Source organism: Echinimonas agarilytica (genome assembly GCF_023703465.1).
In the GTDB taxonomy this organism is placed as follows: Bacteria; Pseudomonadota; Gammaproteobacteria; order Enterobacterales; family Neiellaceae; genus Echinimonas; species Echinimonas agarilytica.
Genome location: NZ_JAMQGP010000002.1, coordinates 213,722 through 228,811 on the forward strand (window position 1 = coordinate 213,722; position 15,090 = coordinate 228,811).

Consider the following 15,090-nt stretch of genomic DNA (forward strand, 5'->3'; position numbering starts at 1 on the left):
GGTTAGCGAATGGTTGAATGGCGTCTCCGTGTGATAGCCGCAATTAGAATTGATAGCACGCTCAAAATGGCAATGGGGTAGTGGCCATACCGTGAGAATAAGGTCTGCCCTCGGTATTGATTCACCTCTGCACTGAGAACTTTGGCTTCGAATTGCGGTATCTGATCGGTGATTGAACCGTCGGCGTCAATAATTGCGGTAATACCGTTGTTGGTGGTTCGGATCACAGGGCGAGCCAGTTCTTTGGCGCGCATTTGAGCAATCTGTAAGTGTTGATGAGGGCCAATGGAGTCGCCAAACCATGCATCATTGCTGACAGTGATAATAAAGTCAGTATCGATACGCACATTCAAGCGAACTTGCTCGGTGAACAAAATCTCATAACAAAGCGCAGGAGCGAGCTTCCATCCGTTGGCAAGGAGGTTGGTTTGAATATAGTCGCCTCGGCTAAACGAACTCATTGGTAAGTTAAATAGCGGAGCAAGTGGACGCAATAAGTCGCCCAACGGAACAAACTCGCCAATCGGCAGTAAGTGATGCTTTGAGTAACGATTGCTATTGCCGTAGTAATAGCTTGGGTTCTCGCCTTCCGATTCTGTTCGCCCTAACACTACTAAGTTATTAAAATAACTTCGAGTTCTGGGTTGGTAGTCAATGATACCTGTGATCATTGCGCTTTCGCGCCATGCTAATGTACTGTCGATATTGTGCAGGTAGTCTTGAGCGCTGAGTTCAACGGCTGGGATTGCGGCCTCGGGCCAAACAACAATATCGTGGTCATAATAGGGTCTACTCATGTCTTGGTATAGGCGCATGGTAGGCCACTGAGATTCGGGATCCCACTTAATGATTTGAGGCACATTGCCTTGCACAAGCGCGACTTTAGCAAACTTACCGGTATGTTCGGCTTGTATGAAGTTGGACGCTTTGAAGGTGCCAAAGCCCACCAGTGCAATAATCGGCAAAGCCCAAACAAGGCGTTTGGGGTGAACGGTTTGAGTTAGCAATACCCCAATAAACACTACGAGCCAACCAATACCTTGTACACCAATAATGGGGGCCCATTCAAACAACCAGCTATGGGTTTGGCTATACCCCATGGCCAGCCAAGGAAAGCCTGTGAGCAATTCGCCCCTAAGGTATTCGGTTACAAGCCAAATTGAAGGAAATGCGAAGGCGCTCAGTATCGCAGGTTTGTCATGACATATTCGATACCACAGCCAACCTGACATTGCCGGAAATAAGGCTAAGTAGCCGCACAGCAATATCATCAATGCAATGGAAACTATCAGCGGCACACCACCGAACTGGTCGATGGAAACGTGAATCCAACTGATCCCTACAGCAAATGTGCCGAAGCCATAAATAAACCCAATCCACGTCGCCATGCGAAGTGTGCGGCTCATTTGAAGTACAGCATAAAAACCGAGCACAGAAAGTGGTGCAACAACACTCATGTTGTAAGGCGCATAGGCCAACGGCATCACTGCGCCAAACAGTACCGCAGCGAGCGCCATCATCCATGAACGTAAATCGGTTTTTACCCACTTCATGTTTAGTCAGTCACCGCTTCTTCGACTGTCTTTTTTGAGACTTTGACTTGTAATTGCGATACACGGCGAGTGTCTGTTGCCATCACTTTGAAAGTGAAACCGTCAATTTTGATAGACTCACCGCGTTCTGGCATGTGCCCGAATGCGTTGACGACCATGCCGCCGATGGTATCAAATTCTTCGTCGCTAAAGTGGGTCTCAAATGCTTCATTAAATTGATCGATTTGAGTCAGTGCTTGCACAGCGTATAAGCGCTTGCCAACTTGACGGATATCGCAGGCATCGTCTTCCACATCATCAGTTTCGTCTTCAATTTCACCGACGATAACTTCGAGAATATCTTCAATCGTCACCAAGCCTGAAACGCCACCGTATTCATCGACCACAATTGCCATGTGGTATCGGTCGGCACGAAATTCTTTGAGCATCACATCAACACGTTTGCTTTCTGGAACAACAACGGCGGGCCGAAGAATATCTTCGAGGCTGAATTCCGTACCGGTGCGGTCGAAGGCAAAAGGCAACAAGTCTTTTGCTAACAAAATTCCTTCGATGTGATCTTTGTCTTCTGTGATTACAGGAAAGCGTGAGTGGGCAGACTCAAGCATGGTCGGCATGAATTCTTCGACTGTTTGACTTACGTCAATTGTAACCATTTGCGAGCGCGGGATCATGATGTCTCTGACCCTCAGGTCATCCACCTCAAGAACGCCTTCGATCATCTGTGCAATGTCTGTATCGAATAGGCCGTTGGTTTGCGCTTCTTTGATGACCTCAATGAGTTCATCTTGATTTTTGGGTTCTGCGTGAAAGAGTTGGCCTATCTTTTCAAACCAACTTTTGGGGGCAGAACCGTTACTAGAGTGAGGGTTGTCTTCGCTCATGAGTCCTTTGTCTAAACCTCGCATCAGCGTTCGCTGTATGGGTCTGGGATACCGAGATTGGCCAAAATAATACGCTCTTTGGATTCCATAATCTCTGCTTCTTCATCTTGTATATGATCATATCCGAGCAAATGCAAGATGCCGTGAGTCACCATGTGTGCCCAATGTTGTTCGTTGGACTTGTTTTGTTCTGTTGCTTCTTGCGCCACAATGGGGGCACAAATAACGAGGTCGCCCAATAACGGCAGATCAATTCCAGGTGGAGCCTCGAACGGAAATGACAACACGTTGGTGGGTTTATCTTTGCCTCGGTATGTGTTGTTGAGTGTTTGACTTTCTTCTTCGTCAACCACTCGAATCGTCAGTTCAGCTTCATCTCGGAGATCTTCTAGGGCCGCTAATGTCCATTGCTCAAATAAATTGAACGAGGGCAAGTTGTTGGCGTCAGAAGCTAATTGTAAGTCGAGCTCGATGCTCATGACGTGGACTCTTGATTGCGCTTTTGGGCTATTTTTTCGCGCGCCTCGTCACTTTCATGTTGTTCATACGCTTTGACGATACGTTGCACAACAGGATGACGCACAACATCTGCGGCTTGGAATAGGTTGAAACTAATACCGTCGACGTTATCCAGCACTTCAATCGCATGACGTAAACCTGAGCGCTGGTTGCGTGGTAAATCTACTTGTGTGATGTCACCGGTGATCACCGCTTTGGAGTTAAAGCCAATGCGAGTGAGGAACATCTTCATTTGTTCCACCGTGGTGTTCTGGCTTTCATCCAGAATGATAAAGGCATCATTTAACGTTCGGCCGCGCATATACGCCAGTGGAGCAACTTCAATGACGTTGCGCTCGATTAAGCGCTCGACCTTTTCGAACCCCATCATTTCGAACAATGCATCGTATAAAGGGCGTAGATACGGGTCGACCTTTTGGCTTAGGTCGCCAGGAAGAAAGCCGAGTTTTTCACCTGCTTCAACCGCTGGTCTGGTGAGTAAAATACGACGCACTTCTTGGCGCTCTAGCGAGTCGACTGCGGCTGCAACCGCCAAGTAAGTTTTACCCGTACCCGCAGGTCCAATACCGAATGTAATATCATTCTTGAGAATGTTTGCTACATACACGGCCTGGTTCGGGCCGCGCGGACGAATGACGCCACGCTTGGTTTTAATGAAGGTTTCTTTGCCTTGCCATGCGGTTTCTGCAACTTTTTCTTGTTGTTGTTCCAGCACACGACTCTCTTGAATTTCAAGGTGTATTTGGTCTGGCTCAATGTCTTTAATCTGCCCGCGCACTGGAGCCGTTTCTACATAAAGATCGAGCAGTATGTTGGCCGCGGCTTCAGCGGTGAGTTCGCTGCCGATGACGCGAAATAGGTTTCCGCGGTAGCTAATTTCAACGCCTAAGCGACGCTCAAGTTGCTTAATATTATCATCGAATGGGCCGCATAAGGCAGAGAGCCTGCGACCTTCTTCAGGCTCTAGTGTGACTTCAAGAGTGGTTAAATTTTGACTCAAAATTGATTCGCTTATCTCTTTAGAAATTAGTTAGGATCGAACATTACAACGCCATTTGCGTCTTCTTCGATCTGGCGTCGGGCCAAAATATCTGATGGGGCTGTATGAATACGCAAGCCCATCTCATCTTCACTGCGAATAAACTCGCCACGCAATGAGTTGGAAAATACATCGACGATTTTTACATCAACAAATTGACCGATGACACGATGGTCTCCTTCAAAGTTTACAACGCGATTGTTTTCAGTACGTCCGCGAAGTTCCATTGGATTCTTTTTAGAAGGGCCTTCTACTAGGATACGTTGTTCTGTTCCGAGCATGTTACGGGCAATCAGTTGGGATTGCTGATTAATGCGGTCTTGCAAAATTTGTAAGCGCAATTTCTTTTCATCTTCACTTACATCGTCAGGTAAGTCAGACGCCGGGGTTCCCGGGCGCGCGCTATAAATAAAGCTGAAACTCATGTCAAAATCTATGTCTTTAATGAGGTTCATTGTGGCTTCAAAATCTGCGTTGGTTTCACCTGGAAAACCGATGATGAAATCACTGCTCATTGCAAGATTCGGACGAACCTTCTTCAACCGGCGGATTTTGGATTTATATTCCAATGCAGTATGGCCGCGCTTCATTAAATTTAAAATACGGTCGGCACCTGACTGAACTGGCAAATGTAAATGATCCACAAGTTCTGGAACATCGGCATAGGCATCGATGATGTCGTCTGTAAATTCAACGGGGTGAGATGTGGTGTAGCGAATGCGGTCAATGCCGTCGATACTTGCCACTAAGCGCAATAAATCGGAGAAGTGACAAACGTCGTCATCATGTGTTTGCCCGCGGTAGGCATTAACGTTTTGACCCAGCAAGTTCACTTCACGTACACCTTGCTCTGCAAGTTGAGCGATTTCGTATAGCACATCGTCCAGAGGCCGGCTTACTTCTTCGCCGCGAGTGTAAGGTACAACGCAGAATGTACAATATTTAGAACAGCCTTCCATGATTGATACAAATGCGCTTGGGCCTTCTGCTCTTGGCTCGGGTAAACGATCAAACTTCTCAACTTCCGGAAATGATACGTCAACCACAGGGTCGCCAGATTTAGCGGCAGAAATCATTTCAGGTAAACGATGTAATGTTTGCGGGCCAAATATTACATCAACATACGGCGCGCGTTGGCGTAATGCTGAACCTTCTTGAGAGGCAACACAGCCGCCAACACCAATTACCAGCTCAGGGTTTCTCTTTTTAAGATCTTTCCAGCGTCCCAATTGATGAAACACCTTCTCTTGCGCTTTTTCGCGGATAGAGCAGGTATTGAGCAGTAGCACATCGGCTTCTTCAGGCTCCTCGGTGTATTCATAACCAGACGTTGAATTCAGCAGGTCTGCCATTTTAGATGAATCGTATTCGTTCATCTGGCAGCCCCAAGTTTTAATATGCAGTTTCTTGCTCATGAGTTCATTAACCTGGTACGTCTAGGTGCTCTAAAAATTCGGACGCGTATTTTAGCGCTATCGGGCTCCGGTGACCATAGCGAACTGCACAAAAAATAGCCGCTTTTGGATATTGTTTTCAGAACGTCATTTGAAGTGCTTTGATATTCATAATTAATTCGCTTAAAAATAGGTATGATAATCGTCATTGAGGCCTTTGAGGTTAATTTGAAATGCACATTGATATTGCGGTAGTGGGCGGTGGCATGGTCGGCTGTAGTGCCGCTTTGAAACTGGCGGATTTGGGACTGAAGGTGGTTGTTTTAGAACGGTCTGAACCTCAACTCGTATCTGTTGATGATGAGATGGGGTTGCGGGTTTCTGCACTCAATCTGGCATCGCAGAACTTACTCGTATCAGTGGGGGCATGGGCTGGTATTAACGCCGTTCGCCATTGCGTCTATCGGCGCTTGGCCGTGTGGGAAAAAGAGACCACCCAAGTGGTCTTTGATGCCGCAGAAATTGAACAGTCCCATTTGGGCCATATTGTAGAGAACGATGTGGTTCAATACTCACTTTGGCAACGTTGTCTTGAACATCCAAATGTTGAGTGCCGAATCATTCAAACTCTTGAATCGTTGGAGCAAACACAAAATTCAGCCACGTTGCTGGTCGATGGTGTGCCAGTTGAAGCTGGTTTGATCTTGGCGTGTGATGGGGGGCAATCTCGGTTGAGACAATTGGCCGGTATTGGCGTTGAGGGGTGGCAATATCAGCAACAAGCGCTGGTGGTTGCAATTGAAACTCACCAACCCAGTCAAGATATCACTTGGCAACAAATGACCCCCACTGGCCCTCGGGCATTTCTGCCATTGGCGCAAGGTAAGGCTTCACTGGTTTGGTATCACCACGCAGATGAAGTTAAACGCCTCAAGCAGCTGCCGGTGGCACATCTAAAATCTGCTATCAAAGGTGCTTTTCCAAATGAATTAGGCGAATTTGACATTGATTGTGTCGCCTCCTTTCCATTGACTCGTCAGCATGCTCAACGCTATGGCAAAGGCCGAGTTGTGCTGGTGGGGGACTCGGCGCATTTGATTAACCCGCTAGCAGGGCAGGGCGTGAACTTAGGGTTTAAAGATGTGGTGGCATTGCACCGGTGTATTTCCAAGGCTCTGGAGCAGCAAGATGATTGGAGCTCATCCAGTGTGTTACAACGTTATCAATCGGCTAGGCGTTTGGATAATGGTGTGATGATGACGGCTATGGATGCTCTATACGTTGGTTTTAGTAACCGCAACCCTCTGCTTGCATGGGCGCGTCAAAAGGGCTTAGAAGCGGTGCACCAAGTGCCGCTTGCTCGAAAGCTTGCCACACAATATGCTTGTGGAATTTAATGCTTTGAATGACAGGCATTAAAAAGCCCGACCAATGGCCGGGCTTCCTAATTTGGCTGGGATACCAGGATTTGAACCTGGGAATGGCGAGATCAAAACCCGCTGCCTTACCGCTTGGCGATATCCCAATTGTTTTTTCAATGAGTTAGTTTTACGTTGAAGTTATGCAACTTCGAGGGCAACACTAACTCAATGGAAAAGATGGCTGGGATACCAGGATTTGAACCTGGGAATGGCGAGATCAAAACCCGCTGCCTTACCGCTTGGCGATATCCCAACAATATAAAATGGTGCGGAAGGAGAGACTTGAACTCTCACACCTTACGGCGCCAGAACCTAAATCTGGTGCGTCTACCAATTCCGCCACTTCCGCAAGTGGTGGCTACGGCGGGACTTGAACCTGCGACCCCAGCATTATGAGTGCTGTGCTCTAACCAGCTGAGCTACGTAGCCATCTTTTTCAGCGTTGCCGTAACAACGTGGCGCGTATTATGCGAATCCGACCCCCACTCGTCAAGCCCCTTTTTCATCATTTTTTCTGTTTGCACGTGTAATGTACAACTTGGCTGAAAAATAGACCAACTCTGGGGCGATCTAACGTCTAAATGATTAAAACGTGAACACCCAATAAATAAAAAAAGTGTCGAGAGGAAGAATGAAATTGGCCTTTGTGTCTGAGCATTGTGAAAATTCAGGTCAAAAGTGTCGTTTTATTTTGATCGCTGACGCATCAAAATAGAGTGCAAGTCCAAAAAATTTTGAAACTGACTGAGTTTAGGCTTCACCTGACGCCATCACGGAGTTGATTCAAGCGCCACGTGATCACTAAGTGAAAGAGAAGTTAGGCACTGTGTAGAAGAGAAACTCAGAATATTTGTCACAGACAATAAAAAACCGCTAGAGGCGAATGCCTGAAGCGGTTTTATTTGAAGACTGGGGGGAGTTAGACGTTGAAGCGAAAATGCACAACATCTCCGTCTTTACAAACGTAGTCTTTGCCTTCTAAGCGCCATTTGCCCGCTTCTTTAGCACCGCTCTCGCCTTGGTACTCGATAAATTCATCAAAACCAACAACTTCAGCACGGATAAAGCCTTTTTCAAAATCTGTATGGATTTTTCCCGCGGCTTGTGGCGCAGTTGCTCCTACTGGGATGGTCCACGCACGAACCTCTTTTACACCCGCAGTAAAGTAGGTGTGCAAGTGCAATAACTCGTAGCCTCCACGGATCACGCGGTTTAAGCCAGGCTCATCTAAACCCATGTCGGCCATAAATTCGTCGCGTTCTTCATCGTCTAGTTCTGCAATTTCTGCTTCGATTTCGGCACAGACGGCGACAACTACGGCATTTTCAGTGGCTGCAATTTCATTCACTTTATCCAAGTACGGATTGTTGTCAAAACCATCGTCATTGACGTTGGCAATGTACATAGTAGGTTTGATCGTGAGGAAGTTAATGTAATCAATCGCGTTTTTTTCTTCTTTTGCTAAATCTAAGCTGCGGATCATGCCGCCTTCATTCAGCACTGTTTGGATTTTTTCCAATACTGGTAATTCGATCTTAGCGTCTTTATCGCCGCCTTTTGCTTTTTTAGTCGCGCGGTGAATTGCACGCTCGCAGGCTTCCAAGTCAGACAAAGCAAGTTCGGTATTGATGACTTCAATATCGCTGACTGGATCTACTTTGCCGTCAACGTGAACAATGTTCTCATTGTCAAAACAACGAACCACATGGCCAATTGCATCTGTTTCGCGAATATTTCCAAGAAACTTGTTACCTAGACCTTCACCTGTGGATGCTCCTTTGACTAAGCCCGCAATATCCACAAACTCCATGGTTGTTGGTAATACCCGTTGAGGATTTACGATGGCGGCAAGCTGATCTAATCGAGTATCAGGAACTGGAACCACACCTGTATTGGGTTCAATGGTGCAAAAAGGAAAGTTTGCAGCCTCGATTCCAGCTTTCGTTAAGGCGTTAAAGAGGGTAGATTTACCGACGTTTGGTAAACCGACAATGCCGCATTTGAATCCCATAATTGGTTCCTTAAATCACTGACCTGAACGGAAGCTGTGCAGGCGGTTCATGGCTTTGGCTAAGCCATCTTTGGCGATAATTTCAAAACAACGAGCTGCTTCATCAATTGCATCCTCGATTGCTTCTTGTTCTTGCTTTGGCGCTTTACCTAACACAAACCCACTCACTCGGTTTTTATCACCGGGGTGACCTATGCCGATGCGCAGGCGCAGAAAGTCTTTATTGTTGCCCATACGGCTAATGATGTCGCGCAGACCATTGTGTCCACCATGACCACCACCGCGTTTGAGTTTAGCGACACCCGGAGGAAGATCTAACTCGTCATGTGCGACCAATATTGATTCGGCATCAATATTGTAAAAATTCGCAAGACTCGATACAGCTTGACCGCTTCGATTCATGAATGTGGTAGGTACAAGTAATCTGAAATCGCTGCCGTTATGTTGTACGCGAGCGGTGTAACCGTGAAATTTGGCTTCAGGCTTAAGAGAAACCTGATGAATTCTGGCAAGTTCTTCAATAAACCAAACACCCGCATTGTGGCGGGTGTTGGTATATTCGGGGCCTGGATTTCCCAAGCCCACGATGAGTTTAATCGGATAGTCCATCACAAAGGACGCCGACTAATTACTCAGCTTCCGCTTCGGGAGCATCAGCAGCAGCGTCATCGTCTTCTTCTTTCACAGCTTTCGCCGCAACAATACCAACAACGGCTTGGTCGTGATCTTCGCCTTTCAGCAATTCAACTGACTCAACGCCTTTTGGTAATTTGATTTCAGACAAGTGAACTGTTTGTCCAATTTCAACGTCTGTCAAGTCAACTTCGATGAATTCTGGCAAGTCAGCTGGCAAACAAGATACTGCGATTTCGTTTGCAAGGTGGTTTACAACACCGCCGTTCTTCACAGCTTCCGCTGTATCTTCGTTTAAGAAGTGGACTGGAACAGTTGTTGTTAACACGTGCGTTGCATCAATGCGCAAGAAGTCAATGTGAGTAACTTTAGGCTTGTATGCATGGCGTTGCATATCTTTTACGATGGCTTGAACAACTTTACCGTCAAGGTTGATGTCAAGAACTTGGCTATAGAATACTTCTGACTCTTGTGCCTTAAGAACTTTGCTGTGGCTTAATGTAATTGCTACAGGCTCTTGATCAGCACCGTAAATGATTGCTGGAACTGCATCAGTGTGACGTAGGCGGCGGCTCGCACCTTTCCCTAAATCAGTACGGACAACAGCGTCCAAAGAAATAGTGTTAGACATGATAGTCTCCAATAAAAAAATATAGGGTTGGTTTTTGCGACCAAAACCAACAAGAAGTCCCCAGTTTCGGGGCGCGACATTCTAGCGCGTGAATTGCTCAGGGGCAACATTAGACTTCAACTAATCGGTAATTTTTAGACTCCTTCAAGGAGCAAGGAGGCTTGTTTGCCTCATGTCGCTACAGCATCGTATACTTCAGCATTAGAAAATTTTATCTGAGAGTGTTCGCCGTGTCTCGTCGTTTACCCCCTCTTAATGCATTGAAAGCATTTGAAGCCGCTGCACGTCAAATGAGCTTTACTAAGGCTGCAGAAGAGTTGTTTGTGACTCAAGCTGCTGTGAGTCATCAGATTAAATCGCTCGAAGAATTTCTCGGACTAAAGCTGTTTCGCCGTAAAAACCGTAGCCTGCTCCTTACCGAGCAGGGGCAAAGTTATTTTCAGGATATTAAAGAAGTTTTTACGCAATTGCATGAGGCCACCGACCGTGTGTTAGCAAGCACTGCCAAGGGGGCCCTTACGGTGAGTGTTCAACCTACTTTTGCCATTCAATGGTTAGTGCCACGGCTGAGTGAATTCAATGTGCTTCATCCCGATATCGATGTTCGGATCAAAGCGGTGGATCAAGACGAAGGCTCAATGACGGATGATGTGGATATCGCTATTTACTTCGGCAAGGGAAAATGGCCGGGATTAGTGGCCGATAAACTGCATGAAGAGTTACTGGTGGTTGTGTGTGCGCCACAATTGCTTGAAGGCGACATTCCTCTAAATACTGTGGATGATTTGAACCGTCACATCTTACTCCATGATATTGATCGAAAAGATTGGAAAGCATGGCTTAAAATGATGTCTGTGGATACATCAAAAGCTTCTTACGGTCCTATTTTTAGCCATACCGCTCTGGTGATTCAAGCTGCGGTTCATAGTCAGGGCGTTGGCTTGGTAAATAGTGTACTGGCACAGCCTGAATTGTTGAGTGGGCGTTTGGTGTGTCCGCTTAGTGAAGCGCTTACCAGTGAAGACTCTCACTATTTAGTGTGTGAAGAATCGCAGGCTGATTTAGGTAAAATTAAAGCGTTTCGAGAATGGATGTTGGCGCGTGTGAGTAAAGAACAGAAATCGATTAAACGTATGACAGGAACACATGCTTTTGACTGACACTAAAATTGCCCGAGTTTTACTGAGTCATGGCGCTGGAGCAGGCCGAGATTCAAGTTTTATGATGGATTTGGCAGAACAATTGAAACGCCACCATCTTGACGTTGAGTTGTGGGACTTTCCATATATGGAAAAAGCCAAGGCTGAGGGCAAAAGACGACCGCCGGATCGTATGCCTAAATTACTCGACGCCATGCGATCAAAAATAGACAGCTTAGCAAACGACTTGCCCTTGTTCTTGGCGGGAAAATCCATGGGGGGACGAGTCTCGACCTTATTAATGAGCGAGTTGAAACTCCCCACTGTGGTGTATGGTTATCCGTTTCACCCTGTGGGAAAACCCGAGAAACAACGTGTTGATCATTTAGCCCCTTGTCAGTTGCAAGTTCCTTTGTTGATTCTGCAAGGGGAGCGCGACACCTTTGGTAATGTGGATGAAGTTCAACAGTATGATTTGGCAGAGTCGGTTTCAGTACATTGGCTTGCCGACGGCGATCATAGCTTAAAACCGCGAAAAGCCAGTGGCTTGACTCAAGCTCAACATCTTAAAGAAGCCGCGCGAATCACAGCTGCATTTGTTCACAACATATTGAATCAAGAGCATTTATGATTAAATTATTGGGAGTTTTAGGCAGTGCATTGTGTTTACTCGCTGTGGCAATGGGCGCTTACGCTAGCCATGGCAGTGGATTGGATGCAAAAGCAACACAAAGCTTAGAAGTAGCGGTGCGATATCAATTCTGGCATGGCTTGATGTTGGTGGCTCTGAGTGTTTTACCGCTATGTCGAATACGAAGAATTTGGGCTGGAACGGTCATGGCAATTGCTACAATTGCATTCAGCGGTAGCATTTACTTATTGGTTCTGGCAGGCTTGCACGCCGTTTGGTGGGTCACTCCGCTGGGCGGAACAGGATTAATGTTGGCCTGGGCACTTGTTATCTGGGCATATATACGAGAACGGTAATCATGAAACAAATCATGTTGTACTGTCGCGCGGGCTTTGAAGCCGAAGCGGGTGCAGAATTTAGTGCGTTGGCGGAAAAGTATGAGCAGTGGGGCTTTGTTAGAGCTCAGCGTAACCAAGGCTATGCTATTTATGAAACGTATCAAGAAGAAGATGCAGAAGCACTCGGCTTAGTGCCTATTCGGAGTTTGATCTTCGCTCGCCAACTGATTCATGGTGACACCATTAACTTTGAGCCTGATGATAGGGTTGGTCCTGTCCTTGCGGCTATTTCAGAGTTAGGGCCTTTTTCAGATGTTCGTATTGAAACCTTAGATACCAACGAAGGTAAAGAGCTGAACCGTTTAGCGCGTAAGTTAGCTGTTCCATTCAAAAAAGGACTGGAGAAGCAGGGCAAACTGACCCATAAGACAGATGCACCTGTGCTTCATGTTTGCTTAATTACGGGATTGCAGGCGTTTGTTGGTCTGAGTGACCCCAAGCGTCATAGCCCACATATTAATGGTATTTTACGTTTACGTCAGCCTTCTAAAGCACCGAGCCGTTCAACGTTAAAATTAGACGAAGCTCTGTTGTCATTTTTTACTCCTGAAGAGCTCGAGCAGCGAATGACGCCGGGTATGAAAGCGGTCGACTTAGGAGCTTGTCCAGGCGGGTGGACGTATCAATTAGTGCGCCGTGGTCTTTTTGTGTCTGCGGTGGACAATGGCTTGATGGACGAGTCATTAATGGAAACCGGTCAAGTCAAACACTATCAAGAAGATGGTTTTCAGTTTGATCCTAAACGTAAACCTGTGGCTTGGATTGGTCGAAACATAGGAAAAGGTCGCCGTATTCAATGGCCTGAAAATCCGCCATGTGAGTGGATGGTTTGTGATATGGCCGATAAGCCGCGTCGTGTGGTTCATATGTTGGTTGACTGGTTTCAGCAGGGCAATACTCGCAATGCCATTGTCAACCTCAAGTTACCAATGAAATCGCGTTGGGAAGAGGTTGAGACTTGTATGGATATTCTTCGTAAAGAAATGCAAAAAGGCATGGTGATCAAGGCGAAGCACTTGTATCACGACCGCGAAGAGATCACGGTATTCGTCGGATACCCAAAAATCTAAGATGAACCTCTGCCATTTATGGCAGAGGGCTAATCACACAGCCGCACGCCATTACTTCTTGCTTGGCTTCTGCATATTTTTCGGTACTAATATCCAACCGCGTTAATAATGCGGTGCGTTCATGCCAGTTATTTTCTTTACCCAAAATTTCAATGGTTAAGTGGCCTGCCAACTGAAGCAAGTAAAACGGATGACGCCCTTTCAATGATATTGCTTCAGGTGCTTTAACGAAAGCAAAAGCTTCCAATGCATCTAATAAATTACTTGGCATTTTCCAAAGCTCTGCCAGTCGGAGTCCGTGTTGCGCAAGCTCTCGCGCATTGGTGGTGGTCAGAAGTTCAAATATGCTATTCAGTTCAAGTTCGTTTTGCTGACGATCTTTGAGCTGAATTCGGTGCTGAAGTTCCTTATCAAACAGCCACCCACACACCGCAAATACTGCCAGTGTTCGAGCTTGCTCTGGCATTAAGAAATAACTTTGCACTGCAATTTGCGCTGCAGCTTCAGAAAATATCTCAATGTATTGATACGCCCAAAAATCAAGAGGGAATCGACGCAACTGAACTTGTTGTAGTAGATCACTTCGGATCAACATCGGCCCTAGGCGCTCAAGGCCAATCATCATGATGGCATGTTTGGCTTCTCGTGTGGGTTTAGCCCCTTTGACTTGCCGATTCGCCATGTCACTCAAGGTGTTACATAGTGACGGCTCACTGGCAATGTATTCTGCAATGCGTGTGATATTTGGGTGTTCAACTGATAGTTGTTGGCTGAGTTTTACTTTCAGCGGACTTGGCTTGGGCATGGGCTCAGGCCAGCTCGTATCAAAAACATTGCTCATTTGAGCGTGGCCATCAATCCAAGTTTGCATCAGGTCGACTTTGTCAAAGCGCAACATTGGGAATACGCGCTCAACGTCAGGTCGTTCGAGTTTGATGACCTCTGGTGTTGTTTGAGTGGCGCGAGATATTGGTTGAACCGCCCAAACATACTCTTTGACTGGCTTGCGCAAAATCAATGCTAAACCACCGCTAACAAGCTTTAACTGAGCCCCCGCTGGCACAGGACTAAAGACTGACACCAAGGCATTTAAATGTGAACGTTTGTGGTGTAATCGTTGTTTATACAGCCGCGCAACAACTGTGTCGATTGGAATGCCTTGGCGAGCAACGGTAGGCATTAACAAATCAAGGGTATCAGTCACCAATGACAACAAAGACGCCGTAGGTAAAATGCGAGCTCCATGAAGACGGCTTGGATACCCTGAGCCATTGCGACGCTCTTGATGTTGCAAAACATGACTTAGCCAGAAGCTATCTTTAACGCCTGCATCCCTCAGCAAAGTAAAGCTGAGTGCAGGATGCTTGCGCCAACGTTGTTTCATTTCTGCAGATATGGGTTGCGCTTGAAAACGAGCTCCAATGACATCCAAAATGGTAATGTCCATGGTGATCGCTGCTTTGACCAAACGAAGAGCGATTGTTTCTAAGTAACCTAATTCAGCGGCTAATAAAGCAGTTAGAGTTCCAACTTTAATGATCCATTGAGAGGGAGCAGAGTAACTACGACTATAAATTGCAAGGAGTGCTTGGGCCTGAACCCGATCGCTGGCGACTAAAAAGCATATCCTGCTTGCGAGTTTCTCTGCAATAGGAATCATTTTTCCCTTTTCAGGGAAAGCTGAGGATGCTCCAAGCGACACTGCAAGCTGATGTAAATCAGCTATTTTTTGTTGGAGTTCATCTCTACTGTCGCTCAATGTTTAAC

The 15,090-nt window shown here is 46.5% G+C and carries 14 protein-coding genes and 4 tRNA genes; 5 read left to right on the forward strand and 13 right to left on the reverse strand.

Going from position 1 to position 15,090, the window contains the following annotated elements; all coding sequences use genetic code 11:
- Nucleotides 1–2 precede the first annotated feature (2 nt).
- From lnt to miaB, 5 genes are read right to left on the reverse strand one after another with little or no spacing between them, the layout of a single operon-like run.
- Nucleotides 3–1,553 carry an apolipoprotein N-acyltransferase gene (gene lnt, locus NAF29_RS05280; protein ID WP_251260456.1) on the reverse strand — a complete coding sequence of 517 codons (1,551 nt, stop codon included), beginning with the start codon at nucleotides 1,551–1,553 and terminating at the stop codon, nucleotides 3–5.
- A gap of 2 nt (nucleotides 1,554–1,555) precedes the next feature.
- Nucleotides 1,556–2,437: a CNNM family magnesium/cobalt transport protein CorC gene (gene corC, locus NAF29_RS05285; protein ID WP_251260457.1), complete on the reverse strand. Its 882-nt coding sequence runs from the start codon at nucleotides 2,435–2,437 to the stop codon at nucleotides 1,556–1,558.
- 23 nt (nucleotides 2,438–2,460) lie between these two features.
- Nucleotides 2,461–2,916 (reverse strand): rRNA maturation RNase YbeY, encoded by a 456-nt coding sequence (ybeY, locus tag NAF29_RS05290; protein WP_251260458.1) that lies wholly within the window; start codon nucleotides 2,914–2,916, stop codon nucleotides 2,461–2,463.
- The gene (locus NAF29_RS05295; RefSeq protein WP_251260459.1) at nucleotides 2,913–3,956 is read right to left on the reverse strand and encodes a PhoH family protein; all 1,044 of its coding nucleotides are present in this window, start codon (nucleotides 3,954–3,956) and stop codon (nucleotides 2,913–2,915) included. Before NAF29_RS05295 ends, ybeY begins: the two co-directional genes overlap by 4 nt.
- Before the next feature lie 26 nt (nucleotides 3,957–3,982).
- Nucleotides 3,983–5,410: a tRNA (N6-isopentenyl adenosine(37)-C2)-methylthiotransferase MiaB gene (miaB, locus tag NAF29_RS05300; protein WP_251260460.1), complete on the reverse strand. Its 1,428-nt coding sequence runs from the start codon at nucleotides 5,408–5,410 to the stop codon at nucleotides 3,983–3,985.
- Nucleotides 5,411–5,622: 212 nt separating this feature from the next.
- Between miaB and NAF29_RS05305 the strand changes: the two genes are divergently transcribed.
- Nucleotides 5,623–6,786, forward strand: a complete 1,164-nt coding sequence (locus NAF29_RS05305) for an FAD-dependent oxidoreductase (protein WP_251260461.1) — start codon at nucleotides 5,623–5,625, stop codon at nucleotides 6,784–6,786.
- Between the two features lie 53 nt (nucleotides 6,787–6,839).
- Here the strand turns inward: NAF29_RS05305 and NAF29_RS05310 are convergent.
- From NAF29_RS05310 to NAF29_RS05340, 7 genes are all read right to left on the reverse strand, one after another.
- Nucleotides 6,840–6,914: transfer RNA gene (locus NAF29_RS05310), tRNA-Gln, on the reverse strand.
- Nucleotides 6,915–6,988: 74 nt separating this feature from the next.
- A tRNA-Gln gene (locus NAF29_RS05315) sits at nucleotides 6,989–7,063 on the reverse strand.
- Nucleotides 7,064–7,074: 11 nt separating this feature from the next.
- Nucleotides 7,075–7,159 (reverse strand) — tRNA-Leu (locus tag NAF29_RS05320).
- Between the two features lie 3 nt (nucleotides 7,160–7,162).
- Nucleotides 7,163–7,239 (reverse strand) — tRNA-Met (locus tag NAF29_RS05325).
- A 490-nt stretch (nucleotides 7,240–7,729) separates the two neighbouring features.
- Nucleotides 7,730–8,821 (reverse strand): redox-regulated ATPase YchF, encoded by a 1,092-nt coding sequence (gene ychF / locus NAF29_RS05330; RefSeq protein WP_251260462.1) that lies wholly within the window; start codon nucleotides 8,819–8,821, stop codon nucleotides 7,730–7,732.
- 15 nt (nucleotides 8,822–8,836) lie between these two features.
- Nucleotides 8,837–9,430 (reverse strand): aminoacyl-tRNA hydrolase, encoded by a 594-nt coding sequence (pth, locus tag NAF29_RS05335; RefSeq protein WP_251260891.1) that lies wholly within the window; start codon nucleotides 9,428–9,430, stop codon nucleotides 8,837–8,839.
- 19 nt (nucleotides 9,431–9,449) lie between these two features.
- Nucleotides 9,450–10,085, reverse strand: coding sequence for a 50S ribosomal protein L25/general stress protein Ctc (locus NAF29_RS05340; protein WP_285817606.1), 636 nt, complete (start codon nucleotides 10,083–10,085; stop codon nucleotides 9,450–9,452).
- A gap of 230 nt (nucleotides 10,086–10,315) precedes the next feature.
- On the opposite strand from NAF29_RS05340, the gene NAF29_RS05345 reads away from it, so the two are divergent.
- From NAF29_RS05345 to rlmM, 4 genes are read left to right on the forward strand one after another with little or no spacing between them, the layout of a single operon-like run.
- Entirely contained in the window at nucleotides 10,316–11,245 is a 930-nt protein-coding gene (locus NAF29_RS05345) for a transcriptional regulator GcvA (protein ID WP_251260463.1), read from the forward strand.
- Entirely contained in the window at nucleotides 11,232–11,855 is a 624-nt protein-coding gene (locus NAF29_RS05350) for an alpha/beta family hydrolase (RefSeq protein ID WP_285817607.1), read from the forward strand. The genes NAF29_RS05345 and NAF29_RS05350 overlap by 14 nt, the downstream gene beginning before the upstream one ends.
- Nucleotides 11,852–12,211, forward strand: coding sequence for a DUF423 domain-containing protein (locus NAF29_RS05355; RefSeq protein WP_251260465.1), 360 nt, complete (start codon nucleotides 11,852–11,854; stop codon nucleotides 12,209–12,211). Before NAF29_RS05350 ends, NAF29_RS05355 begins: the two co-directional genes overlap by 4 nt.
- A gap of 14 nt (nucleotides 12,212–12,225) precedes the next feature.
- The gene (gene rlmM / locus NAF29_RS05360; RefSeq protein ID WP_285817608.1) at nucleotides 12,226–13,323 is read left to right on the forward strand and encodes a 23S rRNA (cytidine(2498)-2'-O)-methyltransferase RlmM; all 1,098 of its coding nucleotides are present in this window, start codon (nucleotides 12,226–12,228) and stop codon (nucleotides 13,321–13,323) included.
- Between the two features lie 16 nt (nucleotides 13,324–13,339).
- Here the strand turns inward: rlmM and NAF29_RS05365 are convergent, their stop codons facing one another.
- Complete coding sequence (locus NAF29_RS05365) at nucleotides 13,340–15,082, reverse strand: HDOD domain-containing protein (protein ID WP_251260467.1); 1,743 nt, start codon at nucleotides 15,080–15,082, stop codon at nucleotides 13,340–13,342.
- Nucleotides 15,083–15,090: the final 8 nt, after the last annotated feature.